General features: G+C 34.0%; 31 protein-coding genes. 12 read left to right on the top strand and 19 right to left on the bottom strand.

Going from position 1 to position 24,283, the window contains the following annotated elements:
* Nucleotides 1–429: 429 nt before the first annotated feature.
* The gene (locus tag ACMT7R_RS01615) at nucleotides 430–1,038 is read right to left on the bottom strand and encodes a hypothetical protein (protein WP_415309691.1); all 609 of its coding nucleotides are present in this window, start codon (nucleotides 1,036–1,038) and stop codon (nucleotides 430–432) included.
* A gap of 313 nt (nucleotides 1,039–1,351) precedes the next feature.
* On the opposite strand from ACMT7R_RS01615, the gene ACMT7R_RS01620 reads away from it, so the two are divergent.
* The 4 genes from ACMT7R_RS01620 to ACMT7R_RS01635 all read left to right on the top strand — a co-directional run bounded on the left by ACMT7R_RS01620 (nucleotide 1,352) and on the right by ACMT7R_RS01635 (nucleotide 5,761).
* Entirely contained in the window at nucleotides 1,352–3,556 is a 2,205-nt protein-coding gene (locus ACMT7R_RS01620; protein WP_415309692.1) for a DUF72 domain-containing protein, read from the top strand.
* Nucleotides 3,557–3,772: 216 nt separating this feature from the next.
* Nucleotides 3,773–4,507, top strand: coding sequence for a M48 family metallopeptidase (locus ACMT7R_RS01625; RefSeq protein ID WP_415309693.1), 735 nt, complete (start codon nucleotides 3,773–3,775; stop codon nucleotides 4,505–4,507).
* 277 nt (nucleotides 4,508–4,784) lie between these two features.
* On the top strand, nucleotides 4,785–5,501 hold the full coding sequence (locus tag ACMT7R_RS01630; protein WP_415309694.1) for a right-handed parallel beta-helix repeat-containing protein: 717 nt from the start codon (nucleotides 4,785–4,787) through the stop codon (nucleotides 5,499–5,501).
* A gap of 65 nt (nucleotides 5,502–5,566) precedes the next feature.
* The gene (locus ACMT7R_RS01635; RefSeq protein WP_415309695.1) at nucleotides 5,567–5,761 is read left to right on the top strand and encodes a hypothetical protein; all 195 of its coding nucleotides are present in this window, start codon (nucleotides 5,567–5,569) and stop codon (nucleotides 5,759–5,761) included.
* A 39-nt stretch (nucleotides 5,762–5,800) separates the two neighbouring features.
* Here the strand turns inward: ACMT7R_RS01635 and ACMT7R_RS01640 are convergent, their stop codons facing one another.
* Nucleotides 5,801–6,652 carry a hypothetical protein gene (locus ACMT7R_RS01640; RefSeq protein WP_415309696.1) on the bottom strand — a complete coding sequence of 284 codons (852 nt, stop codon included), beginning with the start codon at nucleotides 6,650–6,652 and terminating at the stop codon, nucleotides 5,801–5,803.
* Nucleotides 6,653–6,738: 86 nt separating this feature from the next.
* Between ACMT7R_RS01640 and ACMT7R_RS01645 the strand changes: the two genes are divergently transcribed.
* Together ACMT7R_RS01645 and ACMT7R_RS01650 are read left to right on the top strand one after the other, a co-directional pair.
* Nucleotides 6,739–7,182, top strand: a complete 444-nt coding sequence (locus ACMT7R_RS01645; protein ID WP_415309697.1) for a hypothetical protein — start codon at nucleotides 6,739–6,741, stop codon at nucleotides 7,180–7,182.
* Nucleotides 7,183–7,250: 68 nt separating this feature from the next.
* The gene (locus ACMT7R_RS01650; RefSeq protein ID WP_415309698.1) at nucleotides 7,251–7,637 is read left to right on the top strand and encodes a hypothetical protein; all 387 of its coding nucleotides are present in this window, start codon (nucleotides 7,251–7,253) and stop codon (nucleotides 7,635–7,637) included.
* Nucleotides 7,638–7,660: 23 nt separating this feature from the next.
* Here ACMT7R_RS01650 and ACMT7R_RS01655 read toward each other — a convergent pair whose 3' ends face one another.
* Nucleotides 7,661–8,110 carry a hypothetical protein gene (locus ACMT7R_RS01655; protein WP_415309699.1) on the bottom strand — a complete coding sequence of 150 codons (450 nt, stop codon included), beginning with the start codon at nucleotides 8,108–8,110 and terminating at the stop codon, nucleotides 7,661–7,663.
* Between the two features lie 100 nt (nucleotides 8,111–8,210).
* Here ACMT7R_RS01655 and ACMT7R_RS01660 point away from each other — a divergent pair, with 100 nt between their 5' ends.
* The 3 genes from ACMT7R_RS01660 to ACMT7R_RS01670 all read left to right on the top strand — a co-directional run bounded on the left by ACMT7R_RS01660 (nucleotide 8,211) and on the right by ACMT7R_RS01670 (nucleotide 10,684).
* Complete coding sequence (locus tag ACMT7R_RS01660) at nucleotides 8,211–9,122, top strand: NAD(P)-dependent oxidoreductase (protein ID WP_415309700.1); 912 nt, start codon at nucleotides 8,211–8,213, stop codon at nucleotides 9,120–9,122.
* Between the two features lie 572 nt (nucleotides 9,123–9,694).
* Entirely contained in the window at nucleotides 9,695–9,940 is a 246-nt protein-coding gene (locus tag ACMT7R_RS01665; RefSeq protein WP_415309701.1) for a hypothetical protein, read from the top strand.
* Nucleotides 9,941–10,168: 228 nt separating this feature from the next.
* Nucleotides 10,169–10,684 (top strand): transcription factor, encoded by a 516-nt coding sequence (locus tag ACMT7R_RS01670; protein ID WP_415309702.1) that lies wholly within the window; start codon nucleotides 10,169–10,171, stop codon nucleotides 10,682–10,684.
* On the opposite strand, the gene ACMT7R_RS01675 is transcribed toward ACMT7R_RS01670, so the two are convergent.
* The 11 genes from ACMT7R_RS01675 to ACMT7R_RS01725 all read right to left on the bottom strand — a co-directional run bounded on the left by ACMT7R_RS01675 (nucleotide 10,661) and on the right by ACMT7R_RS01725 (nucleotide 18,915).
* The gene (locus tag ACMT7R_RS01675) at nucleotides 10,661–11,407 is read right to left on the bottom strand and encodes a 2,5-diamino-6-(ribosylamino)-4(3H)-pyrimidinone 5'-phosphate reductase (RefSeq protein ID WP_415309703.1); all 747 of its coding nucleotides are present in this window, start codon (nucleotides 11,405–11,407) and stop codon (nucleotides 10,661–10,663) included. The two genes, ACMT7R_RS01670 and ACMT7R_RS01675, sit on opposite strands and share 24 nt — an antisense overlap.
* A 4-nt stretch (nucleotides 11,408–11,411) precedes the next feature.
* On the bottom strand, nucleotides 11,412–12,845 hold the full coding sequence (locus tag ACMT7R_RS01680) for an amidohydrolase family protein (protein ID WP_415309704.1): 1,434 nt from the start codon (nucleotides 12,843–12,845) through the stop codon (nucleotides 11,412–11,414).
* The gene (locus ACMT7R_RS01685; protein WP_415309705.1) at nucleotides 12,842–13,654 is read right to left on the bottom strand and encodes a GTP cyclohydrolase IIa; all 813 of its coding nucleotides are present in this window, start codon (nucleotides 13,652–13,654) and stop codon (nucleotides 12,842–12,844) included. Before ACMT7R_RS01685 ends, ACMT7R_RS01680 begins: the two co-directional genes overlap by 4 nt.
* Before the next feature lie 2 nt (nucleotides 13,655–13,656).
* Complete coding sequence (ribH, locus tag ACMT7R_RS01690) at nucleotides 13,657–14,130, bottom strand: 6,7-dimethyl-8-ribityllumazine synthase (RefSeq protein WP_415309706.1); 474 nt, start codon at nucleotides 14,128–14,130, stop codon at nucleotides 13,657–13,659.
* Nucleotides 14,131–14,132: 2 nt separating this feature from the next.
* Complete coding sequence (gene ribB, locus ACMT7R_RS01695) at nucleotides 14,133–14,846, bottom strand: 3,4-dihydroxy-2-butanone-4-phosphate synthase (protein ID WP_415309707.1); 714 nt, start codon at nucleotides 14,844–14,846, stop codon at nucleotides 14,133–14,135.
* 23 nt (nucleotides 14,847–14,869) lie between these two features.
* The gene (locus tag ACMT7R_RS01700; RefSeq protein ID WP_415310541.1) at nucleotides 14,870–15,535 is read right to left on the bottom strand and encodes a riboflavin synthase; all 666 of its coding nucleotides are present in this window, start codon (nucleotides 15,533–15,535) and stop codon (nucleotides 14,870–14,872) included.
* A 62-nt stretch (nucleotides 15,536–15,597) separates the two neighbouring features.
* Nucleotides 15,598–16,488: an HpcH/HpaI aldolase/citrate lyase family protein gene (locus ACMT7R_RS01705; RefSeq protein WP_415309708.1), complete on the bottom strand. Its 891-nt coding sequence runs from the start codon at nucleotides 16,486–16,488 to the stop codon at nucleotides 15,598–15,600.
* 31 nt (nucleotides 16,489–16,519) lie between these two features.
* Entirely contained in the window at nucleotides 16,520–17,569 is a 1,050-nt protein-coding gene (locus ACMT7R_RS01710) for a zinc-binding dehydrogenase (protein ID WP_415309709.1), read from the bottom strand.
* 111 nt (nucleotides 17,570–17,680) lie between these two features.
* Nucleotides 17,681–17,974 (bottom strand): DNA-binding protein, encoded by a 294-nt coding sequence (locus tag ACMT7R_RS01715; protein WP_415309710.1) that lies wholly within the window; start codon nucleotides 17,972–17,974, stop codon nucleotides 17,681–17,683.
* Nucleotides 17,975–17,993: 19 nt separating this feature from the next.
* Complete coding sequence (locus ACMT7R_RS01720; RefSeq protein WP_415309711.1) at nucleotides 17,994–18,446, bottom strand: 30S ribosomal protein S19e; 453 nt, start codon at nucleotides 18,444–18,446, stop codon at nucleotides 17,994–17,996.
* A gap of 136 nt (nucleotides 18,447–18,582) precedes the next feature.
* Nucleotides 18,583–18,915, bottom strand: coding sequence for a ribonuclease P protein component 4 (locus tag ACMT7R_RS01725; RefSeq protein WP_415309712.1), 333 nt, complete (start codon nucleotides 18,913–18,915; stop codon nucleotides 18,583–18,585).
* A gap of 90 nt (nucleotides 18,916–19,005) precedes the next feature.
* On the opposite strand from ACMT7R_RS01725, the gene ACMT7R_RS01730 reads away from it, so the two are divergent.
* Nucleotides 19,006–19,683, top strand: a complete 678-nt coding sequence (locus ACMT7R_RS01730) for a ribosome biogenesis protein (protein ID WP_415309713.1) — start codon at nucleotides 19,006–19,008, stop codon at nucleotides 19,681–19,683.
* Nucleotides 19,684–19,695: 12 nt separating this feature from the next.
* Here ACMT7R_RS01730 and ACMT7R_RS01735 read toward each other — a convergent pair whose 3' ends face one another.
* A complete protein-coding gene (locus ACMT7R_RS01735) occupies nucleotides 19,696–19,818 on the bottom strand; it encodes a hypothetical protein (RefSeq protein ID WP_415309714.1) in 123 nt (40 codons plus the stop codon).
* 210 nt (nucleotides 19,819–20,028) lie between these two features.
* On the opposite strand from ACMT7R_RS01735, the gene ACMT7R_RS01740 reads away from it, so the two are divergent.
* Both ACMT7R_RS01740 and ACMT7R_RS01745 read left to right on the top strand, forming a co-directional pair.
* The gene (locus ACMT7R_RS01740; protein ID WP_415309715.1) at nucleotides 20,029–20,307 is read left to right on the top strand and encodes a 50S ribosomal protein L44e; all 279 of its coding nucleotides are present in this window, start codon (nucleotides 20,029–20,031) and stop codon (nucleotides 20,305–20,307) included.
* Between the two features lie 25 nt (nucleotides 20,308–20,332).
* Nucleotides 20,333–20,530: a 30S ribosomal protein S27e gene (locus ACMT7R_RS01745; protein WP_415309716.1), complete on the top strand. Its 198-nt coding sequence runs from the start codon at nucleotides 20,333–20,335 to the stop codon at nucleotides 20,528–20,530.
* 11 nt (nucleotides 20,531–20,541) lie between these two features.
* On the opposite strand, the gene ACMT7R_RS01750 is transcribed toward ACMT7R_RS01745, so the two are convergent.
* The 4 genes from ACMT7R_RS01750 to ACMT7R_RS01765 all read right to left on the bottom strand — a co-directional run bounded on the left by ACMT7R_RS01750 (nucleotide 20,542) and on the right by ACMT7R_RS01765 (nucleotide 24,278).
* Complete coding sequence (locus ACMT7R_RS01750; RefSeq protein WP_415309717.1) at nucleotides 20,542–21,288, bottom strand: NTP transferase domain-containing protein; 747 nt, start codon at nucleotides 21,286–21,288, stop codon at nucleotides 20,542–20,544.
* 330 nt (nucleotides 21,289–21,618) lie between these two features.
* Nucleotides 21,619–22,365: an adenosylcobinamide-GDP ribazoletransferase gene (cobS, locus tag ACMT7R_RS01755; protein WP_415309718.1), complete on the bottom strand. Its 747-nt coding sequence runs from the start codon at nucleotides 22,363–22,365 to the stop codon at nucleotides 21,619–21,621.
* On the bottom strand, nucleotides 22,355–23,347 hold the full coding sequence (locus ACMT7R_RS01760) for a cobalamin biosynthesis protein (RefSeq protein WP_415309719.1): 993 nt from the start codon (nucleotides 23,345–23,347) through the stop codon (nucleotides 22,355–22,357). Before ACMT7R_RS01760 ends, cobS begins: the two co-directional genes overlap by 11 nt.
* Before the next feature lie 16 nt (nucleotides 23,348–23,363).
* Entirely contained in the window at nucleotides 23,364–24,278 is a 915-nt protein-coding gene (locus ACMT7R_RS01765) for a cobyric acid synthase (protein WP_415309720.1), read from the bottom strand.
* Between the last annotated feature and the right edge of the window lie 5 nt (nucleotides 24,279–24,283).

Genomic DNA, 24,283 nt, shown 5'->3' on the forward strand with positions numbered 1-24,283 from the left:
AAACCTAAGGTAAATCTAAATCTAATATTTCTATCTTTTACTGCTAAATCAAGATTTTTTGTAAATTAGATATAGATATATTCAACAATAATACTAGAGCAAACAGTCCATTAGCATGACCGTACTTATCAATCCAACGGATTAGCACGTGAAAAATGATTTGAATACCTAATAACTATATTTTCGCTTAATTTTGAAATGACTCTTCCTCGTGGAAATGAAAAAGAGCTTTTTGAGTTGTGATATGCATTGCAGTATTGTCATGGATCATACTCCGACAGTCTGTCACAAAATGTAAGTATGTACACATGTATCTATCTAATGGTAACGTAGATTATAGTTTAATATATAGATTGGGATGGGAAGTTAGAATTGGGACATTAAAGATAGAGAATCTAGTTTATTGTTACGCCGCAAGATTCACTGTTATTAAGGTCTAGTATGACTTATCAACTTCAATTTGCTTTCGAGAATATTCTGGATACTAGAGTTAATACATGAGTTGTTGTTATCTTCTCCAGCCTCACACTTTGAGTTCTGCTTAGACACTTGTACAGTCTTACCTTGTTTGTCTGTATGGTCATCCCCATAGTCGTGATTATTACCTTGATTACCATCGCCTTGTCTACCTATGCTAATATTATTACATGAGTTGTTGTTATCTTCTCCAGCCTCACACTTTGAGTTCTGCTTAGACACTTGTACAGTCTTACCTTGATTGCCATCGCCTTGTCTACCTATGCTAATATTATTACATGAGTTGTTGTTATCTTCTCCAGCCTCACACTTTGAGTTCTGCTTAGACACTTGTACAGTATTACCTTGATTGCCATCGCCTTGTCTACCTATGCTAATATTATTACATGAGTTGTTGTTATCTTCTCCAGCCTCACAATCTGAATCTTGTGATCCTGATTGTATTTCATCGAAATCATCCTTATCATTATTTTTGCTTGCAAATATGCTAGACTCGCTATTTGATAAGGTGGGGAGCGATATTAGAGCGGTTAATAAAATTAAAAAAATTACTGAATGCATTAAAAGGGAAAATTTAAACTGCAACAATTGTCTCGTAATTTTTTAAACAATATTATATGATATTAAAATTTTTAAAGATTAATACATAACTTAATTATATATCAAAATAATATTAGATAATTCTACTAGTTATAATCACTCGTTAAGAAATTATTAAATACATTGCTCCTGGTTAGATGGTTCAGATTATCTAATACACCGGAGAATTTTGATTTTACCTAACTTGTATGGTATTGCTCAATTTGAGAAATAGAAACTTTGATTAAATAATTTTAACTAATCTGAATGGATAATAAAAGAGGAAGGAGAATCAATGAAGTATTATGTAGGTTGCATTGGATGGAAAAATCAAACATGGGAAAAAAATTTCTATCCTGATGGATTGGAGCCTTCGCACTATCTTTCCTACTATTCAAATATTTTCAATTTTGTTCACCTGGATCTCGGAAAGAGTAATACATTACCAAGTTCGTCTACTTTCAATAAATGGTCGAGTGATACTCCAGATAATTTTCGTTTTTCAGTACGAGTGCCTCAGGATATTATCAACAAATCGGCAAATTTATCGACTTCTGGTTATGACATCCCCTCAACTTCGCAAGAACATTATGATATTCTTGGAAAGTTTTTAGATAAATTACACCCCATCAGGGAAAAAATTCTTGTTATCGTTTTGTCTCCGCCCTCTCATATTTCGCTTCAAAATATCGGTCGTAAATGGTTAGAGAATACGTTAACAATATGTAAGTATCATGGGTTTTCAACCGCTATCGATTTCGATAAACAAAGCTCATGGTATCAGGATTTAACCTACAATCTTTTGAAAAGATATGAATCATCTTTTGTTTGGTCCAATACCACAAATCAATACTATTATCCAGCAATCACAACTAATTTTGTTTTCCTTAATCTGGGGAATTCTTACATCAACAGACAAACAGCAACCAAATACCTAGACCTGTTAAGACGGAAAGCAACTGATGGAAATAAACAATTCCAAAGTTATTCTTTGGATGTGCTAGACTGTTCTATTATAGTTGCAAAAAGCCCACCTATTGCCCAGCTAATTCAAAAACTGGCTTTAACAGAAAAAAATCCTTCTGGGAATGTTAAAATTGTACGACAAGAACTACCTGTCTCTTCTATCTGGCCAGGCAGGGTCATTATGCACATAGATATGAATGCCTTTTTCCCTGCATGCGAAGAATTGAGAGACGCATCGTTGAAGGGTAAAGCACATGCGGTAATAATGACTCCGGAAAAGGAGGGTGGATTAATAACTAGAGGTGCCGTTGCTTCCTGTTCGTATGAAGCGCGAAAGTACGGAGTACGGTCTGCGATGTCTTTGTCAAGAGCCAAAGAACTTTGTCCTGACTTACTACTAAAACCTGTAGATAAGGAATATTACAGTTCTGTTTCTCATCAGGTGATGAGACTATTGGAAGAATATGCTGATGTATTAGAACAGACGAGTATTGATGAGGCTTTCGTTGACTGTACCAAGAAATTAATGCTGTATAGACAAAGAAAATTTTTACATAATCGCTTTGATGAGTTTGATGATACTTTATCCTGTAAAAATATAGGTAAAATAGATGTGTCTTCTATTACAGTAATACCTTCGTTATCTAAGCCCGAACATGCAAACTCGCATTCTCACAAACTCGAGTCGTCTCCACAACAGCCAGTTTCTGAGGATACCTCTCATCCAGTAACTGAATCCATCACTAAATCTGACGTGGAAGAATATGCGCTAAAAATCAAAAGTTCAATACTTGAACAGTGTAATGGATTGATCTGTTCCATAGGGGTGGCGAACAACAAGTCAATTGCAAAAATTGCTTCAGATTTTCAAAAGCCTGATGGACTTACTATAGTTCATCCTCAAAATATAATGCCATTTTTATCAAAGTTGGCAGTCGACCAAATTTCAGGTATTGGAATCAAAACTACCAAAACATTGAAAGCTATGGGTATCAATACTATAGGCGAATTATCAAAAACGGATGTTCAAAAACTTTTGGAAAAATTTGGCAAGAAACATGGCCTCTGGATGTGGCAAATCGCCAACGGCAGGGAAAGTGAACCGGTTATTCCAAGAGGTGATAATTTATCTATAAGCAGTGAGGAAACTCTTCTAGAACCAATCAATGATAGAGACGAAATTCTGAAGATTTTTCTCCATAGTCTTACGGATGATATTTACAAAAGGATTGCAATAAAAGGTTATGAGTTTAGAACGGTTGGAATCAAGTTGGTTCAAACTAACTTTTCGATAGAGACCAGAGAATTCACCTTTTCGGCATATCAAAGGACAAAAGATAGTATAAGCTCGGTCATCGAGATGCTGTTGGACCGATTTGGATTTGAGAATTATTTTGACCCCATAAATAATACGCCTACTGCAAGAAGAATTTATCCAAGTTATATTAGGAAATTGGGAATAAAAGTTTCGAATTTATCACGCATAGAAGTTACTACGAGAGAGGCCCAAAAATCGATTTTGGATTTTGTTTAGATATTTTTTTCGCCAACCTAATGCTTGAAATGTAGGTCACTTGATTCTGTGCATAGAGAGCGAATTAATGATGATGCACCATCTAACTACACATTTCAAAGTTTGATTGCTAATTGTGATTAAAACTGAAAGTTTGTTATTACCGCATTTTTGCCTCCTATATATACTTCTTATCCAAATTTATAATAAGATGATCCCCAGTTTGATCTGTATTCCATGGCTGAAATTTCTTCATCATCTCCATGTTTATCAAGCTCCACGCATCAAATAATCCATAACAACAGCATACTGGAATTTCAGATAGTTAGGTCTAGAAGAAGAAAAAAAACTAGCGAGATTTCGATTGTCAATGGAATTATTTGCATAAAGGTGCCTATGTCTACACCCATTCATAGCATAGAGTCTTTAGCAACAAAAAAAGCAACTTGGATTCAAAAAAAAGTAAATGAACAAAATGACCCTAACATAACAATTAAAGTGCCAACATATAGTAACAATTCCACTTTACCTTATTTAGGCAAAAACTATCCATTGAAAATAGTCTATAGCAATTATCATTCATTTCAATTTTCTGATGATCAATTTATCATTTATACCAAAAAAAATAATATCAAACGGTACTATGAGCAGTGGTTGTTTGGTGGAGCAATGACCATATTTGAACCTCTTATTTCAAAATACTCGCAAATTTTAAAAGTCAGCCCAAAAAAAATAATAATAAAAAATCTAAAGAGTCGCTGGGGTAGTGCTACATATAATAATATAATAAACCTCAATATCCATTTATTGAAAGCACCATTGGAAATAATAGATTATGTAGTTTTACATGAGTTGAGTCATCTAATAGAACATAATCATTCACCTCGGTTTTGGAAATTGGTCGCTGAAAATATGCAAGATTACAGGACAAAAATATCGTGGCTTAAAAGAAACGGACCATACATTTTATGAAAATCTGCTTCTTGTAACTCATTAATACTAATCACTAAGCAAAGAAAAAAGAAGGGTTGAGCTCAGTTACTCTTGGGTGTATAGTAATTTAATCCAGTTAAACTATCGAAATAAAAGAGAAGGTCGATTATTCTTTAAGGAGATTTCGACTTAAATTGGTAAGCAGTAGCTTCCCAAAAAAAACCTGAATAAATATTTTAGTTAGTTATTATGATCTGTGCTATTGCTCACAAATCATTTCTATAGCTATATCGGCATAGTTTCCTTAGTGTTTTTCTTGACTGTATCCAACCCCGTGTTTGGATCTTCGCAGCTGAGCATTGAGGAGACAGACCCCATACTATGTAACAAGAGCGTTATAGGCAACTTTATCCTCAATAATTCTATTAATTGTGATTTTGTGAATGGTATTATTATTAATAGCAGTAACATTAGAGTCGATTTTAATTCTTCATCTCTTCTAGGTTCAGGATACTTGAATCCATATACCGGAATTTTGATGTCGGGTAGTTCAAATATCACACTGCGAGGTGACGGTAGTGTAGGTCATTTTGATACGGGAGTTTTGATAAATAACACCAAAAATGTGAATATATCGAATATGGATTTTACAGGAAACAAAGTCTCTATAATGGTTATAAATTCGTCGGAAATTTCTATTACTAACAATTATTTGTATACAAATACTGTTGGAATAAAATTTCATAATGTTAATAGTTCATTTATTTCTACCAACTCATTTGATTCAAATGATATATCAGGTATTTCGCTTTTTGGTTCTTATAATGACATAGTGGACAATAACCTTATATCAAGTAGTTTGAATGGTATATTTTTGGATGCAAATAGTAATAATATTACTATAAATGCAAACATGTTTACGAGAAATTTTGGTGTGGAGATCAATCTTGGTGATGGAAAAACGACTAATGAAACCCTAAATCTTATTTTCAATAATACCTGCACAATCAGCATCCCTGAATCGATATGTTGATTAGATCTAATTCTCTTGATCAATCAATATTTTTTTATATCATCGTGCTAACAAGTTTCGGTAATATGAGCAATAAGGAGGCAGAGCGCGATGAAATCAAGGATGAAACCCATGAATTACAGGATGACGAAAGTGACATAGCGGAAGAAACCGATGCTGAACAAACAGGGGCTGACGACTTGGAAGACCTTGACTTTGATGAGATAGAGGAAGAAGAGGAAGAAACCGATGCTGAAGATAATTCAGATAATGAAACCTAATAAGAATTAAATCTATGTTAAAGTGACAAACCCAGATTTTCATTTCCTTTCATTTTTCCTTTTCAAAATGTGTTCTGAAATATGGTATTTATTATACCAATAAAGAGCCCCGGACATAATTATGAAATCTGCAATATAGAAAAGATCCCATGGCATTGCTGATGGCTTACCATCTATAAATTGAATTGTATATCCGTTATCTGCAAAGGCATTTACTAGCAATGAGATTGATGCCAATATCCAAGGTATCGCATGTTGATACTCTCTGTAAATATTTAACAAAATTGTAATAGAAGGAACAATTAAACACAAATCTAGGATGGGGTACAAAACTGTAATAACTACATCTTGGAATTCATAATCTTTTTTTAAGATTTGATCCAAGTCATTAGTTGGAGTAAAGTCCGAAAAGGGTAATAAACTAACAAGATTAACAACGATAAATCCAACTACAACTCCTAATAAGATAGTTATTGTAATAGTGTGATTCCTGATCTTGATAGTTTTAATGATTGATAGCAAATGAAGTGTAAGGAAAACATATCCTAAAAGCCAGAATGCATCCAGTATTGATATCTGTTTGAATTCATCTACTTTTAAAACAAAATATGAATACATAATTCCTAAATCTGCTACAAACCAAAAAACAATCCCAATCGTCAAAAATAAGTATGATTTTCCATGACTACCACCAAGGCCGTGTCTTGACACCGCTATGATACCAAAGGTAGTTGCAATAATTGCTACGATGTTTAGTGAGAGTATTGCTACTCCATGCTGTAAGTGTACATCAGAAATGAATAATATCCCTAAATCTAAAACTAGAATACTTGTAACTATAGAAATAATTAGATACTTTAATGTTTTTTTATACCTTGCTTCAATGTTCAATTTTTTTACAAAAATGCCTTCTTTTAAGTTAAATAATCTCGTATATATCTATAATTGTTCTTGTCATTTCTATTTTAGCATATTTTTTGTCAAATAAGTGTCAAAAATTTCGAACAGATGTAGAAATTCATTCAATATCATTTGCTTGCGAATCAGGACTGTATGTACAAAACTTGAATATTTTCAATATATATACAGGATACATCATAAAGACTTTGATGAGTTCATACAGGCTCTTTGGTATTTTTGCAATACATAGTCCAGAATCTTGTCCACTTAATAATTCTGAAAGTAAGGATGTTTTTAAAGAAATCTACAATAAAATGCAGTCTAATTCAGACAAATACGGTATCAGCGAAATTGCTGGATTTTACATGTCTGTATTAGAGCATGAGTGGATCATATTGGTGAAGGCGAATAGTGCTCATGATATAGAACAACTTTGCATCGAATCGGGAATTTCTACTTTCAATACAGTTAAGATAGTGCCGCTAACAAATTATCAGGATGTGCTTGCGAGGATTCAATAATCTACCTTAGTTGACCTTTTTTATCATAGGCATTTATAGAGACACTTGTAATACTAATTTGATATTTCTTGGCCAGTGCAAATAACTTTGGCATTGAAAAAGGGAAATGTGACGTAGCTTTAAAATGGATAAATGAGTATACTGTCAAGAACAATAAATCCTTCAAAATTTCTGTCACAACTAATCAACTTGAAACATTAAATTTTGGGATCTTCGATTTAGTCGAATGGCATGGTGATTGGAGCATTGCGAGAAATGTGATAAAGAAAGTCAGTTCAAAACTGAACATCAAGGTAGTTGAGGCAGGATTTCATAAAAAAGGCAATATAGTCGAATCTTTCTTTGGAATGAGTCAAGAATATTGTAAGGTGTACAGTAGCGGGAAATTTGTAGGAACACTGATACTAAAGAAACGATCTGGGAGCTGGGTGGTAGATAAAGAAAAGCGGGGGTAGGAATAATGCAACTTGTCTTTTTCTTATGATGTGGAAGATATACCCTCGTTGGTGATTACAACATCTCTATTGTTTGAATTTACCTTGTCATGCATTATCCATTTCTCAGTTGGTAGAATTATATAATTTTGTGTAATTGTTAGCCTGGAGTTATCAATGTAAAAAATTCCACTTACCAAAATAGTCTTGCTATCAAGAATCCTCGATTCAAAAATTATTTCACCAGCTTTGTCAACAATAAGTAAATGCTCTGGATCCGATTTTTTTATTATTAATTCTGGGCTGCATTCTTTAAGTTCGTTTTTTTCAACTTTCACTATTTGATTGTTACTTTGATCCAATACATTAACCGAAATATTTGGAATATTTGTATCCTGGTGCTGCTCTAAACTGAATAAAATTTTGTCATTATATCTAATCCTTTTTGGACCGTTAGAGATAAAGTTATTTCCAATCAATAAAGTAAAAGTCATTTACTACTAGTAATTTAATTATGGACTTTCTATTTATTCTTCATGGTTGAAGCAGTATGACAAACATACATTTAAAACTGCTTGACCAAGTTGAAAAATAGTGTCACCGGGTAGCGTTTATTCTATTGGTGTGATAGGTGTGGGAATGTTAGGTAGCGGTATTGTAGAACGATTACTAACACATAATGTCAAAGTGAATATCTATGGGAGAAATAAAATGAAACTTAATAGATTAGAGAAAAAAGGAGCAAGGTTATTCGATAATCCTTGTTCCTTAACCGATCACTCCGATTTCATTATAACTTGTGTTACCAATTATGAATCTTTGAGAGATGTATTATTTGGCAAACACGGAGTTGTAAATAGCAGTAACAAACAAGTAATTATTATTGATTGTACCACGGTTACTCCCAAACAATCTGCTGATTGTTCGGATCTGATAAGTAAGCAAGATGAAATTACCTTCCTAAGCGTCCCCGTAATGGGGGGGCCAACTGATGCAAGAAATGGAGAATTAATATCTTTGGTATCAGGAAATAAAGACTCGTATGAGAAAGCTTACCCTATATTAGTATATTTTTCTAAACACATATTCTACTTGGGAACAAATAATGGATTATCAAATAGCATAAAATTGGCACTCAATTTGAATATAGCCATAATAACACTGGCCTTGTCTGAAGGTTTACTTTTAGCCAATCACAGTGGAATTGACCCCAACTTATATCTAAAGATACTCAATCTTACAAAGCTTAAGACCGGAATAAGTGAGCGTAAGGGCCACATGATGGTAAGCAATGACTATTCTCCATCATTTTATCTAAAGAACATGTTGAAAGATATCGATTTAGTCATGGAAATTTCTCATAATCTTGGCTTGATATTACCAATGACTAGTATGTCTCAACAACTATTTAGAGCGGCAAATAAGCAAGACAATCGAAAGGAGATGGATTACTCTGTGATTTATGCATTCTTAAAAGAGTTAAATTCTGATTGTAAAAAAATGTAAACTTAGTCTCCTACTTTCAAGATGCTCGCCATCATTTGTGGCTCGAGCAGTAGACTCTTAAAATAAGTGGCAGTTTTAAACCTTATATTTTTCTTTAGAATGTTCTTTTTCAACGATGTAGACCACATGTAACTTGGAAAGGTAAAAGGGGTGCAGGAATTATACTAATGGGATAGTTCATCGATTGTATGACACTTTATTATTTTTGTAGTGGATTTGAACATTTCTTAATTCTCATTGGCATGTGATAACATGCTTGGAGTAGATTGAGAAGGGAAGATAACAAGTAAATTGAATATCAAGATCCTATTTGTATGTCCTACCCTATGTCTCTATTCCTGCATTGGTGATTTTGGCTTTCCGGACAGTACGAGCTGAAGATACAATAGACTTACTAAACAGTCAATAAGCCTTAGATAAAAAAGGTTTCTTACTATGGTAGTAAAATTTAGATGAAAACAAAATCGATCCGATTATTAACAAGAACCTTATGTCGCTAAGAATTAAAAAAACAATCCGAATTCATCACATTAATAATACACTATCTATAAAAAGAAAATATTTTAATCGTTATGGGACAGAAAATCCTTTTTTTGCATGGTGATCTAATAAATTACCTTGAATGCATACACAATGAAATTCGTTTTCATGATGTAGTCATCTCATTTAGCAATTTGGTCGATCAAATTTGTAACGGTATTATTGCCAATCGTGACGCTTTGTTTGTCCAATATGAGTCAGTTGAGCTAAAGATCTGGAGGAGGGTCATGTTAGTAGCTACAGTGGATTTGGATCTACACAGAAAAGTGACAGGTTGACTGTTAAATAAAAACTAGATTGACAATTGAACATCTCATATTTTGATATTGATTACAAGCATTAACCATCCCCACCAGGCTCAGTGTCGCCTCTTAGTAGAGGATCAAAAGGGCCCAAGCCCTTAATTGAAAAAAATTACGCGTATTTCTTTGTCTTTGAATTAATTCGAATGGACTTGGAATATTGGAAAACTATATATCTTTTGATTGTGATATTATATTACTTTTATGCAAAGTGTTGATAGCAACGAGGATCCTTTTATAAAAATTGCATCGCTGATAGGTGGAGATGAATATCACCAAGTTGCTAAAGCATTATTAAAGACTGAAGATTCAACTGACGAGGAAATAGCTCTAGCTACCGGTCTTCGAATAAATATTATACGAAAGGTTCTGTACGATTTATTTGGAAAAGCTTTGATAACAGGCATTAGAGTCAAAGATGAAAAAAAGGGTTGGTTTGTCTACAGGTGGAGAGCAAAAAGAGACCATGTAGATAATTTTATTGATAACCAAAAAAAGAAAATCTTGGAAAGGTTACAAAATAGACTCGAATATGAAGAATCATCCGAATTTTATCACTGTGGTAATTCTGCCTGTGACAGAATTAAATTTGATTACGCGATAGAGTTGTTCTTCAAATGTCCAAATTGCAAAGAACCTCTCAATATGGTAGATAATAGCAAACTAAAGGATGCACTCCGATACAAAATAGAGCAGTTAAGCACGGACTCTGTAAGATAACTTTTTTTTCTTATTCCTGATTTTATCCTTGTTTATGTTTCTATAGTAAAGAACTATTTCACCTTTATTATTTTTCTGCATCTTGAATAACTTTACTTTAGCACTTTCATGTATCGTTTCAAATCCCGCTCCACCAACCAAAGTAGTGGCTTTCTTTCCACCAATAATTAAGGGAGATATGGTGACGATCAATTCATCAAAAAGATTGTTCGCTATTAGAGACCAATTGATCTCACCGCCTCCTTCCACAAGGATTTTGGATAATCCCTCTTCCTCCAAAAGATCAAACAATTTTTTTAAATCCACCTTTCCAATGTCTTTTGTATCATGATCAATTACCATTATTTTCAATCCCAATTCTTGTAACTTTCTTAATTTTTTCGATGGAACATTCTTTGTAACTGCAATCCTTGTGTCGATCTCCTTTGCGGTTTTTGCTATGGTTGAATGTAAGGAAATCCTTGCCCTGCTATCGACTATTATGCGTATGGGATTTGATTTAGATAAACGGTTAGGGTCACTTTTTCTTATTCTCGGAATCTTCCTAAAAGTTAATAGTGGATCGTCTTTAATTACCGTGGTAATGCCTACTAGAATTGCATCCACCTCTGACCTTAATTTGTGAACTCTTAGGAGATCCGACTCGGATGAAATTTTAGTATCTCCGCTCCAAGTTGCTATTTTCCCATCAATACTGCATGCCGCATTTAGTATAACTTTCATTTTATTAGTCAAAATAACTATTTTTAGTAGTTAACTTGCCATTTATCATTACAGCTTTTACTTGTCTTTCTGTGCATCTATTGACTATGGCCATGTGTGGATCTAATAGCGGATATAAATCAAGATCATATCTGTCTATAAACAACAAGTCTGCTTGATATCCCTTCTTAATACATCCTGTGTTTATATCAAAAATTTTTCCTCCATTAACAGTAGCCATCTTTAATACTTCTTTGGCACTAAGAAAGCTAGAATCTTTCTCAAATCCTCTTTGACTCTTTAACAAGAAATCCATTTCCTTGAACATGTCTGGAGAATTGAGCATAACATTATCAGTTCCCATCCCAAGTATAAAATCAAGATCAAGCATTTTTCTAATAGGTGCTAATCCTACTCCTAGAATGCCGTTTGCTCTAGGACAAATTATAATTTTTTTTCTATTTTTATGAAGTAAGTTAAGGTCAAGTTTAGTTGGATTGGTAACATGAACATAGATATCTGGATCTAAAATTTCTAATGTTCGTTTGATTTCGGTTTTTTTATGTTTTCTTATTGATTCCTTTACAGTACTTTCTGCTTCAGCTGCGTGGATTGCGAGAATTGGTTTTTTATTTTTTTTTTGATGATTTGTATTTTTGACATAATAATCATGGATGAGCTTACTATAAAGTGACAGCATTGCATCAGTATTTTCATTTGCTCCGCTAATTCCGAAACCATCACAATTTTCCAAAATCTTATTACCGGCCTCAATGGTATTGGTTTTTTGGTTCTTTTTACTTCCTTTCGTCTCCACTTTTTTATCCCGCCTTTTTCTTATTTCTTTTTTAGTTGAGGAAAATGATTCTGTATTATTTGAAATTAAAAGTTCTTGGTCAGGATATCTATGTATTTGATCCTGATCTGAACCCGCATAGTAATCGTAAGATTTACTAAAATCGATTCTACCTAAAATAATTCCCTTTATTGGTGTGTTACTAATTGCATCGACTAAAAGGTTTATGCCTTCCAATCCTCCTTCCCTAAAGTCGACAAAGGTCGTGATTCCTTTGTTTATCATAGAAAGGGCTGTACTTCTCATCATTTGAATTAAATTCGAAATTGGCGTTTTGTCTAAAATTGTTCTTTTGATACCATAGTGCGGGTGTACTCTTTTATTTAAATCTGAATCGGATCCAAGGTCTTTTCCAATCGAATCTCCCATATGAATATGTGAATTTATGAAACCTGGAATGACAATAAAGCCTTCCGCATCAAGTATTTTAATTTCACTTTTTCTAGCAGCTGAATCGGATAAAAAATCAAAGTAACTGTCTGTTGATTTTCTTACTACTTTTTCTATTATCCCGTGCTCATTTACAAGAATTGCTCCTCTTCTAACCAATTCCAACTCTTCGCCATATAAAATCTGAGGATTTACAATTACGGTCTTTCTCAATTTGACTCAAAAACGTTTATTTTCATGCCTGTCTTTCTGTATTCTCTTATCTGATCTAATGATTTGGTAGCAAGCATTGCAGCTGTTCTGGCGTTATTTCCATTTCCAATTCCGCAATTGAGCTTTATGTCAAATGACTTTATGATTCGATTGATTATCTTGGTAATTTTACTAATACTAATATCACTCTTGGCAACTACCATGAAATTGTCTCCTCCCAAGAAAAATGTTAAGCTATCCTCTTTTAAAAACAAATTAGAGATTTGTAATTGAATCTTCAGTAATAGGTTTGTAACCTCATATGTGGAAAGTTTTTTAGTTATTGAAGTGGAACCATCTACGTCTATATGAATAATTTTCAAATCTTTAGTATTACTATGATTTTGATTTAAAATCCCATCGATGTTATTTTTATGACCCATCTCTTGTTGTAGATGCTCTTTGTCAATTGCAAAAATATTATTATATACTGATTTGTTTTCCCTTTGCCTGATTCTCTTTATCTTTTTATCTGAATCTAAAGGAGTTTTTCCAATTCCTATCGTCATGGAAATTTTGATTTTACTATTTTTCTTCGAAATCTTGTCGAGAATTTCTTTGTGATCATGTAGGGTTATTTGATTTGTAACTGCAATTAATTCATCATAGCGATTGGAAAATACTAGCCCATTCTTTTCCGAAAAATATTCCTGTAGATCTGCATATATCCCGGCCTGTAGGATTTGTAATTGATGTTCTCTATCGCTCCCAAGTTTAAGGGTCCATGGACCATAACCTTCTAATTTTATGACTGTTATTTGACATGTCAAAACTAATCTACTACTAATAGAGTTGGTTTTGTACCTTTATTTTTTATTTTTCTATTTCTTATCTCTCTTAATCTTTTTGTCATTAGTACTGCGGTTTGAATTGCATGTTGGGAAACAGGTTCTATTCTGGCCTCGGCTTGTTCAAATGTCATATCCGGGCCCGTTATCCCTAAAGATATTGGCTTTTTGTATTTCAAAGATAGTTCAGTTATTGATTTGGCCGTAATACTTCCAATCAATCTGTCGTGACTGGTTTCTCCCTTAATTATTGCTCCTAAAGTGACTACTGCGTCAACGTCCCTTTTTTTTAGTAATTCTTCAATCATAATTGGCATATCAAAGACCCCTGGAACAAAACAAATGTGTGTAATCCTTGATGTAGGGACAACACTTGCGAATTTCTTTGCTTCATCAAGCATTGGAATTGTTATCTCTTTGTTAAATTCCGCGACCACAATTCCTATTCTGACTTTCATTACTAATTTCCATATGACTTTGCATATGCTATTAGTTCCTTGGCTTCAATGATTACCAGGTTTTTCTCTTTAGAATAGTCTACTGCATCTTTGTATGAGAGAGCTTTGTAGTTATGAGAGTCTAACATTTCGCATATGGTTGTTACATTTGTCATATTTGCTATCTTGGTAAGAAAAATGGACATCTCGGTATGACCTTTTCTTTCATTTAGCAATCCTTTTGAAGCTATTAAAATCGGGACGTGACCAGGCGTCCTAAAGCTTGTTTGAAACTTTTCGATAATTCTTTGTTGGTCAACCAGATCTGTATCTGTATCCAATTCCGAACAAATATTTGCTAAAGATGAAATGGTTAAAGCCCGGTCATTATCAGTGATTCCCGTATATGTGTTGACATGGTTAAGTGTTATTGAAAATGAGGGTTTATCTCCATATGGAGAACTGTTCTGATTTATTAAGGATATGGTCTTATTAGCAGTTCCAAAAATATTCAATACATCGTAGATGAACGGCAATCCTAGTTTCGTAGATATTTCTTTTGATACTGCAGTACAAATTAAACCACCAGCATCTTTTCTCATTGTAGATACATGTTCAGGGGTTATATGACTAGAAGAAATAACCATATCGACTTCGTCCTCCCTGTTATCGTCGTCGTGAATCAAGACAAAATTTCCTTCTCTTAACGAAGTTACAGCCTCGAATATCTTTGTCAATTAACTATTTTTCTAGATTAAAGTTAATATATCTTACTATTTTTCTTGTTATTACCAGAAAACTGGTAGATATTTGATAAGTATCGTGATAAGATGTCCACTTCAACATTTACTGCATCGCCAACTTTTTTTAATCCAAAGGTAGTATTCTCAAGAGTATGCGGTATTAGCGCTATTTCAACCGTCCTATTTTTTACACTAACTACAGTTAGACTTACCCCATCAATAGCAATTGAGCCTTTTTGAGCTATGAGTGGTAAAAGCTTTTTGTTTGCGATTCTGATTTTTATCCTACTGCCTTGTTCGCCTTTCTCAATTTTCTTGATCTGTCCAATGCCATCTATATGGCCTAGTACAAAATGACCCTCCAGTCTTTCCCCGATCATTAAACTTCGTTCAATATTTACTCTGTCACCTTTTCTCAAATCTATAAAATTTGTTTTGTTGATGGTTTCATCTATGATCTGAAATGTAGCTCTCGTGTTTCTTAGGGCTGCAACAGTTAAACAGACTCCATTTATTGAGACGCTGTCTCCTATTTTGATATTCTTTGTTTCTGGCAGTCGAAGTGAAATTTCTGTGTGATGGTTACCTTTATCGCCAATAGTTTCAGAATTTCTATTATTAGATGGAGTCGGCTTTTTAATTTCTTCTATGACTGCTAAATATTGAGTTATTCCCGTAAACACAACTATCAAAATACAAAAATATAATTTGAAGATTATTGAACAAAATATTTTATCTTTAATTACTATTTAGCAGAGTCCAAAATCCTCTTTGCTTGTTTATAATGAACAGCGTCTATCATTTTTCCCTCAAGCTTAACTGCACCTGACGCAAGATTTTTCTGAGCATTGTCTAGAGCCTGAACTACTTTTGTTGCCCATTGGATGTCTTGAATGGAAGGATTGAATATTTTATGAACATGATCAATTTGAGAAGGGTGAATAATACATTTACCGGTATAGCCAAATTTTTTCCCTAACCGCAGATCCTTGTTTAAGCCATCTATATCATTAATATCCTGCCATATGGAATCGATAGAATCCAAGCCTGCCGCCCTTGCGTCAACAGGGACTTTAGCACGAGCGTACATATAGCTATTAAGTATATCCATATCCGGCGTATCTATTTTCATATCATGAAGAAAATCAAAAATACCAAATAAAATGGACGAATTTCTTTCATTGCAATTTGCTATTTCAAATGCGTTTACTACTCCTAATGCAGATTCGATTGAAGGCATGATTCTTAAATATCCTCTCGGAATATTTCTTTCAATTTCTAGATGGTCTAGTAATTCTGAAATTTCTAATATTTGTGAAACTTTCTCTACTTTTGGGACGACTATTGCATCTAGTCCTTCTATGACTACTTTATCTAAGTCACTTGATATTTGTTTTGAATTAGGAGAGTTAGTGCGTACTGCTACAATTCTTTCTTTCCTTATTTCTGGATTGCTATTACTATTCTTGAGGCTTATGATTGTTGCCTCGATGAGTCCTCTGGCTACCTCTTTTTCTTCGGCCGGCACCGAATCTTCTAGGTCATAGCATATAATATCTGAATTGATCCCTTTAGATTTCTCTAAAAATCTTTGGTTGTTCCCTGGGATAAAAATTAAACTTCTCGAGCTACCCACAATAATAGTCTTATCAATAGATATAAAAAAATTAAAGTTTTTGAGGACTGGTAATTATCTTTCCTATCTGTTCGGCGCCAGCCATCATCACGTGACCTTCTACCATATTTGAAAACGGTAAAGATGTATGAATAACTGGTTTTAATTTTCCCTTACTAGTCCAATAAACTACTTGTTCCAGTTCTGCTTTGGTTCCCTGTGTTGATCCTAGGAGGTTAGTCCCTTTGAAAAACAAGTACCTCAAGTCAATACTAGAATCGTACCCTGTAGTGGCTCCTGTGGCAACTAAGGTACCGCCCATTTTTAGGAGGCTTACTTCCTGAGGAAATACATTCTTTCCAATGTGTTCGAAAATAACATCTACTCCTTCTTTCTTTGTAATCTCTCTCACTTTTTTATACCAATCAGCTTCTCTATGGTTAACTACACTGTCTGCTCCGATCTCTAGACATTTATCCATCTTTTGTTGATTTCCGGCTGTTGCTATTACATTGCAATTGTACAATTTTGCAATTTGGATCCCTACCATTCCTACTCCACTTGTTCCTCCCATTATCAAAACAGTTTGACCTGGGATGATCTTGGCTCTTCCCACTAGCATGTGCCATGCTGTCATACCGACCATGGACATGGCAGCAGCATCGTCGAAGGATACATTTTCTGGCAGTTTCGCTACATTCACTTCTGGAAGATGCGTATATTGTGCAAAGCCTCCCCACAGAGGACCAGTCTGAAATCCCCAAATCATTCTCTCCTTACAGTCATATTCTCTGCCCGATGTACATTGATCACAAACTCTACAACTCATGTTAGAGTGGGAGACAACTCTATCACCCACCTTAAACTTGGTTACATCCTCACCCATCTCTACAACGGTTCCTGCAACGTCGCTACCGGAAATATGAGGAAGTGGGGTTTTTACTGGGTCTCCCCAAATTGCCCATAAATCATTATAATTATATGCTGCAGATTCGACTTTGATCAAAACTTCATTTGATTTTATTTTTGGGACATCGATATCTTCAATTTTGACTACCTGTGTAGGATCTTTATTGTATTCTCTAAAAACAGCTGCCTTCATGGGAGGAAGATAATTTAGAACCTTAATATAGTTAACTCAAAAATGAATATTATTCTTTATTATATTAATGAAAATTATAAATAGGTATATTAAATTGGAGATTAGATTAAGTCATCTTCTGTTGATTCTAAAATCTCTTTTTGGCTGTTGTATGGTCAACAGTATTTGTTTTAACTCGTCGTCAGTAAGGGCCCTATTGAGTCGGCCTGATGTAGCCGCGTTTATTAAATAATTTTCTACCGCAGCTGCTAGTTCTGGTTTTACCATCTTTACATTTGTAAGTCTTTGCCTTGCCTCTGGATCTAATAACATTGCTAGCGCTCTTTGCTTCATTGCCTCCGCTTCAGCCTGTTGTCTCCTAATTTCATCATCAGAGGGTTGATGAGATTGTGGGGGGCTTGACACGTCTGCTACCTACTCCTTCTTAAGCATATCTTTCTAAATTTTTATCAGCTTTTGATGTTTCTTTGAATATTTCGGTGGCCAATCTATCCACTCTTTTCATCCCTTCATTTGATATCATTCTACCTTTGCCCTTCCTTTCTACGTATCCGGAAGACTCTAATTGTTGCAAAGCTTTTCTGATAATCGCTCCACCAGCATCTTTATGGTGATCTAAATTGTAACCTATCCTTTTTCTTCCCCCATAGTAACTTTTCAAGTCTGAAATTCCTATCGGACCATGTAAGTAAACCTTTCTTACCAATGAAGCGCACCTAGTATACCACCAGTCTCTATTTTGTGGAATTTTTTCTGCGTGTGCGCCAGTTTTTACATAGCTGGCCCAATCTGGAGGATTTATTTTCTTATCTTTTTTAAGCTGATCTGTTAATTTTGATATCAATTCATTTGCTGGAACATCAAATACCTTTGCCATCTATTATTACAGGATAAATTCAACAATTTTCCCTTATAATCCTTGTTCTTTGTATCTCTGATAAACCGTAATATAGTCACTATTTCTTATTTTGCTAGTTAATGATCTCAGCCGTTCACTCTGATTTCGGCGGTGATTATGATTTGACATTTCCTAGAATGGAGTTATTGGCATTTTTATCAATTATTTTTCTATACGTGTGGCCGCAAAGCTTGCATGTGATTCTTAGCGCCTTCGTGTTCGACCTGCCGATTCTTATACTTGAATCTCTTCCCGGAACAATATACTCTTTGCAATTCTTGCAAAATAGTATTTTATATTCAAACGGAATTTTTAGTTTATATTTTAGTATGATTTTCCTTGCTATCTTGATATGATCATGAGAAAATTCGTCATTAGAATAAAGTGCACTATCAATCAGATTTCTTACTCTTTGTAGTGCGATCTGTCTTGTAGCGCTTTTTTTCATGGTTTTGTGTTTTCCTATAAATATGACGCTGCAATATTATATATCTTTAAATAATTTCTACTTCTCTTACTTTCATACCATTTGCTTAATTTGATAATAGCTGATACTTCGCTAGAAACAATTCCAGATAATCTGTATCGACATCCTTCGCTAAGAAAACTTCGTCATTCTGGCAAAAAACCTAGTGATATTTTACTAGATAGATCCTTTCATCATTTTGCGATGGTGTCTACTGGATTAGAAAATCACCATAAAAGAGGACGTCCAGACATACTTCATATCGCCTTGATAAACGCTCTAGCTACTCCTCTATACCGCAATAACATGATGAAGGTTTTTATCCATACTGTTAATAATAACGTTATTTGTGTAGGTGACAATGTGAGAATTCCCAAGTCTTATATTCGATTTGAGGGACTGATGATAAACCTACTTAAAACCAAGAAGATTATTTCAGATGAAGGACGACTATTGTTGGAACTTAGATCTCAAATTAATTTTAAACGTCTTATAAAAGAGATTGTAAAGTCCGACATCGTGGTAGGTTTATCAACTACGGGCGTATACAGAAAACTTGAATCAATAGCCATAGATCTATCTTCTCAAAACAATCCTTGCGTTGTTATTGGGGGATTTCCAAACGGTTATTTTTCAGATAGTGTTGATTCTTGTTTTGACAAAAAATATTCTATCTCTAGCGTGGGATTAGAATCCCAAGTGGTAGTCTCTAGACTTGTCTATGAGTATGAAAAAAATGTTTTGGCTTAAAAAATTATAGGCTTATCTTGCCCTTCTCGCTGCAGATGCTAATGCATAAACTAGCCCAATTCCTAAACCAACTGCTAACGGTATCCATACTCCAAAAGCTTCAGGACTGATTACAATTTGTAAGAATGACAACATTAGGGGGTTATAGCCCGTGCATGTATATAAGCTTTGTATGATATTATTTTTAAACTGAAATTAAGATTATGCAACAAACAGTATTCATATTATGATATTTTATCAAATTATGGAATCAATTTAATATTTTTTTCACGTGACGATCTTCGGGAATTTTCTTGCGTTGTAAATTTATTTACTTTAAATTACCCTTGTGAACAAATTTTATTTATGAAGATGCAGAAAGAGCTGCGCAAATTTTGCCCGAAATGTAAAACTCATACTGTTCAGGCTGTTTCTACTTATAAGAAGGGCAAAGACCGAAAAGGTGCCCAGGGGGCCAGACGCCACGCTGAGGATAAGAAAGGATATGGTGGTCAAAAGTTCCCCGAATTAAAAAGAACTGCTAAAACCACCAAAAAGGTTACTCTAAGGTATACTTGCAAGACATGCCAAAGAAAAACAATGAAACAAGGAATGCGAATCAGAAAATTGGAAATCCAAGCATAGCCTAACTGGTTGAAAGTGGTTTGATATGAAAAAACACAATATTATGATTCCAAAACCTCGAAGTAACTTTGTTAAAGTTGAATGTGAATCCTGTAAGAATGTTAAAGTCTTGTATACCTATAGCACAAAGACTGTTTTGTGTCCATCCTGTAATTCGGAACTTCTTTTAAATACTGGCGGACAAGCAAAAATAACAGGTAACATACTAGAAACTTTGGATTAATTACTTTCTAGTTATTTTCTGTACTTATTTTTTAATAGAAATTCTTCTGTTCTTTTCAGGTCGTCGATAGTATTAATATTGTAAGCTAGTTCGGAGTCATTGAAAATTATGGGTTCTTCCTCTATTTGATTGCCAATTAGGTTAATTTTCTGGGTTCTAAATGAAGCCGTTTCTAACACTGAAATACCTGTGTAACAATAGTCCTTTTTATCTATCTTTATTGTGTAAGATGTGGGTAAAAAGCTATTTTCGACGATTATTTTCTTGTCTATGACTATGGACATCAAAGGTGTCTTGTGCTTTAATTCTACAATTCTCTCAATTGTATCTGTAGAAATCAAAGGTAAATCGGTTGGCAAGAAAATGATTTTTGAATCCTCCTTGATATGTTTCTGGTTTTCCAAGATTATGTTATCTTGAGGATATTTCTTTAATTGTTCTCTAATATATGACTTGGTCAAAAAATGATCTACTATACTGGTAAAATCTTCTGAATATCCATTTCCATTCGTCTTTAATACTGTCACGTTTTTGAAATACTTGCGTTTGATTACTGCTTCAGTTTCTTTTGTGTTACTACTTACAGCAGCAAATATTCTAAATCCTTTCTTTGAATTTATTAAAGTCTCTAGAATATGCTCAATCATAGGTTTGTCGTTTAAGAGTATTAGAGGCTTTTCAGTAATTTTATTAGATATCTTAGAGTGCGCACTAATTCTACTACCTCTACCACCACACATGAGAACACATATGGTCAAATCATTTACTTCCTTCCTTCCTTCATCTATATCTACTCTTTCTCCTCATTTATCTCTGAATATCATTTTTTAATTTGTTCTTGTGTAATTGGTGGTAAATAACTCTTTTTTGGATGTGTGAAATTTATGAAGTGGGATAGAAGAATAAATCTTATTTATAAATAATTTTGCAATGATTGGGTTACTAAATGAACATGCTCCATGCCACTATAAGAACTTGTTTAGTCACTGATTGAAATCCACAGGCTATGATAATTGATAATAAGTAAGCAAAATAAATTGTCGATAATTAGTTAATGCATGCATACAGTACGCAAAAAATTATTCTACTTAGGTTACTGAAATCAATGAAACTAGTCTTACAATTTCATTTGTAGCACCCATCACGTCGCCTGATATTCCGCCCAAATTCTTGTTAGATATATGGATAACTATAAGAGCGCAAATTATTCCAAGAATCAAAATTTGAAATCCCACTATGAGATTTGAGAAAGAAATTAGGGTAATTAGGATAATCGTAACGACTGAAGCTATTACAATTTTCTTTCTAGATTTCATATTTTTGGTAAAATGCGAACTATAGCCTTCCCATGCAGAATTACTACATGCTGCTTGCAATATCATTGAATATTTTGCAACAATTTCAGCGATGATTATTGATATCAATAATCTATCGATACTAGAGAATGAAGCGATGGCTAGGGTCATTCCAATAATATATCCTGATATTGCAACTGCCCCTGCTGAGCCAACTCTTGGATCATGCATTACTTGGTGTTTTTTTTCTTTATTACCTTTGACCATTAGCCCATCTATAAAATCTGCCAAGGCATCGGTATGATGTACTCCAGTTATTATTATAAGGAAAATTGTGACTATGAATGCTGCAATGTATTGATTGAAAAAATATAATGAAGTTACAATGATCGGTAAGGTTAAAGATCCAATTATCAGTCCAACGATTGGGAACAAAAACATGTTCTTAGAAATATTTTCAATTTCAAAATTCTTGGCTGATTTTCCTACAGGCAATATTGTCAAAAATGCAATTAAGCCCAAAAAGTTCCTATAGACCAAAAAAAATATTCCACCAACTCAGATGATTAAGAATTACCATTACTGGGATTATAAAAACTGTGATACAAATAACGGTCGCAATTTTCGTGACTTTCAATGATGTTAAGCACTTTTGAATAGTGGGTTCCTCATCCATGTCACCCAATTTGTAATGATTAGTTTTCTCTAATTGAGTATTTAATCCACCTGCCATAATGGCCATAGGAATCCCTGCATTGGAACTTTCTACCCTGTTTCTGTCTCTTTTCAAAATCCTCACAGAATTTTTCCAATCATTTCGACAAATCATAAGAGCGGGAATCAAGAATGCCGGGGAAATTCTAGCAGGAACATAGTTCAACAGAGTGTCCAGCATTGCTGCCATCAATCCATAATGTATGTGATAATCGTCCTTGTATCCTATCATTGAGTCTAAAGTATTTACGGTTCTGTAGACCATTGCTCCTGGTGTGTTTAAGAATCCGTAATAAAATAATGGGGATAATATACCATCTACAAAGCTTTCTGCAACACACTCGATACAGGCTGATAGTATTTTTGACTCTGATAATGAATCGGTATTTCGACTAACTATCCTTGCAAGGTTCTTGCGGGCTTGCTCTAAATTACTGTTCTTTAGTTCATCGATAACATTGTTTATATGGTTGTCCATAGCCTTAATTGAAAACGAGACTTTCAAGATTATGGAGGAAAGAAGAACAAAAATGATTGCACCTAACAATTGGAATGATTGTACGCTAATGAAGTAAACGATTAAACCAACTACAATGGGCAGTCCTAATGCTACTACCGATCCCATTATTTTTTCGAAATTTGTTCCTTTTTTATGAGATACCTGCTTAGTGATTCTTGTAAACAAGCTTACCGTTTTACCTATCTGGACAACCGGATGAAGTTTGTTGGGTGGTTCACCTATTGTTACATCTATTGCAAAGGCAATAATCAATGTACATATGATTTCATCAATCAGCTCTATTGTCATACTAGATTGCCCTTTTTCATTTGATGATTATATCCATTATATATTTAAAATTAATACTAGACTCTATCAAGACGGAAATTCTATCGATTTCTTGGTCTAGATTAAATTGATTGAAAGAGAATATTTCAAGAGCAGTAGTATCTGTTTCCAATTCTTTCTTGGCGATTTTGTTTAATTTTATGCTGGACCGAGGTTTCTTTTTGATTTCAGAGTCGATGCTACCATCTAGCGAATCTTCCTTTGGAATTATGTGATCAAATTTGGGAATGATACCTAAAACAGGTTTCTTTGTTTTGGATTCAATTTTTCTTATTGCTGGGTTTAAGATCTTTGCATCTCCACGGAATTTGTTTATTATAAACCCCTTCACCATATTCTGGTGGCTAGGACTTAACAACATCATAGTTCCTAAGATGCTCGCAAAACAACCTCCCCTTTCAATATCTGAAACTAATATGACAGGTGAATCGACTTTTTTAGCAAAGAGCATATTCGCTATATCATACTTTTGAATATTTATTTCAGCAGGTGAGCCAGCCCCCTCTAGTAAAATAACGTCATGATTTTTTTGCAATTCTTTGAAAGCATTTAACGCCACCTCAAAACCTCTTTGAAGTACAAAATCAGAGTAATATTGTTGAGCTTTCATTCTTGAAAAAAATTTTCCATTGACATAAACATTGCTTTCAAAATTTCCTTGAGGCTCTAACAGAATAGGATTCATATTTGGATCAGGATATGTTTTGCATGCGAAAGACTGGATAGCCTGGGCTCTTGCAATAATTTTATCCGATCCTTTGATTTTATGAATAAAAGACGACATGTTCTGTGACTTAAACGGAGCGACTTTGAACCCTCTGTTAGTTAATATCCTACACAGTGCGGTAACAATTATACTCTTTCCTGCTCCTGAGGATGTGCCTTGAATCATCAACA

It is taken from the genome of Candidatus Nitrosocosmicus sp. FF01 (assembly GCF_047711275.1).
Classification (GTDB): Archaea; Thermoproteota; Nitrososphaeria; order Nitrososphaerales; family Nitrososphaeraceae; genus Nitrosocosmicus.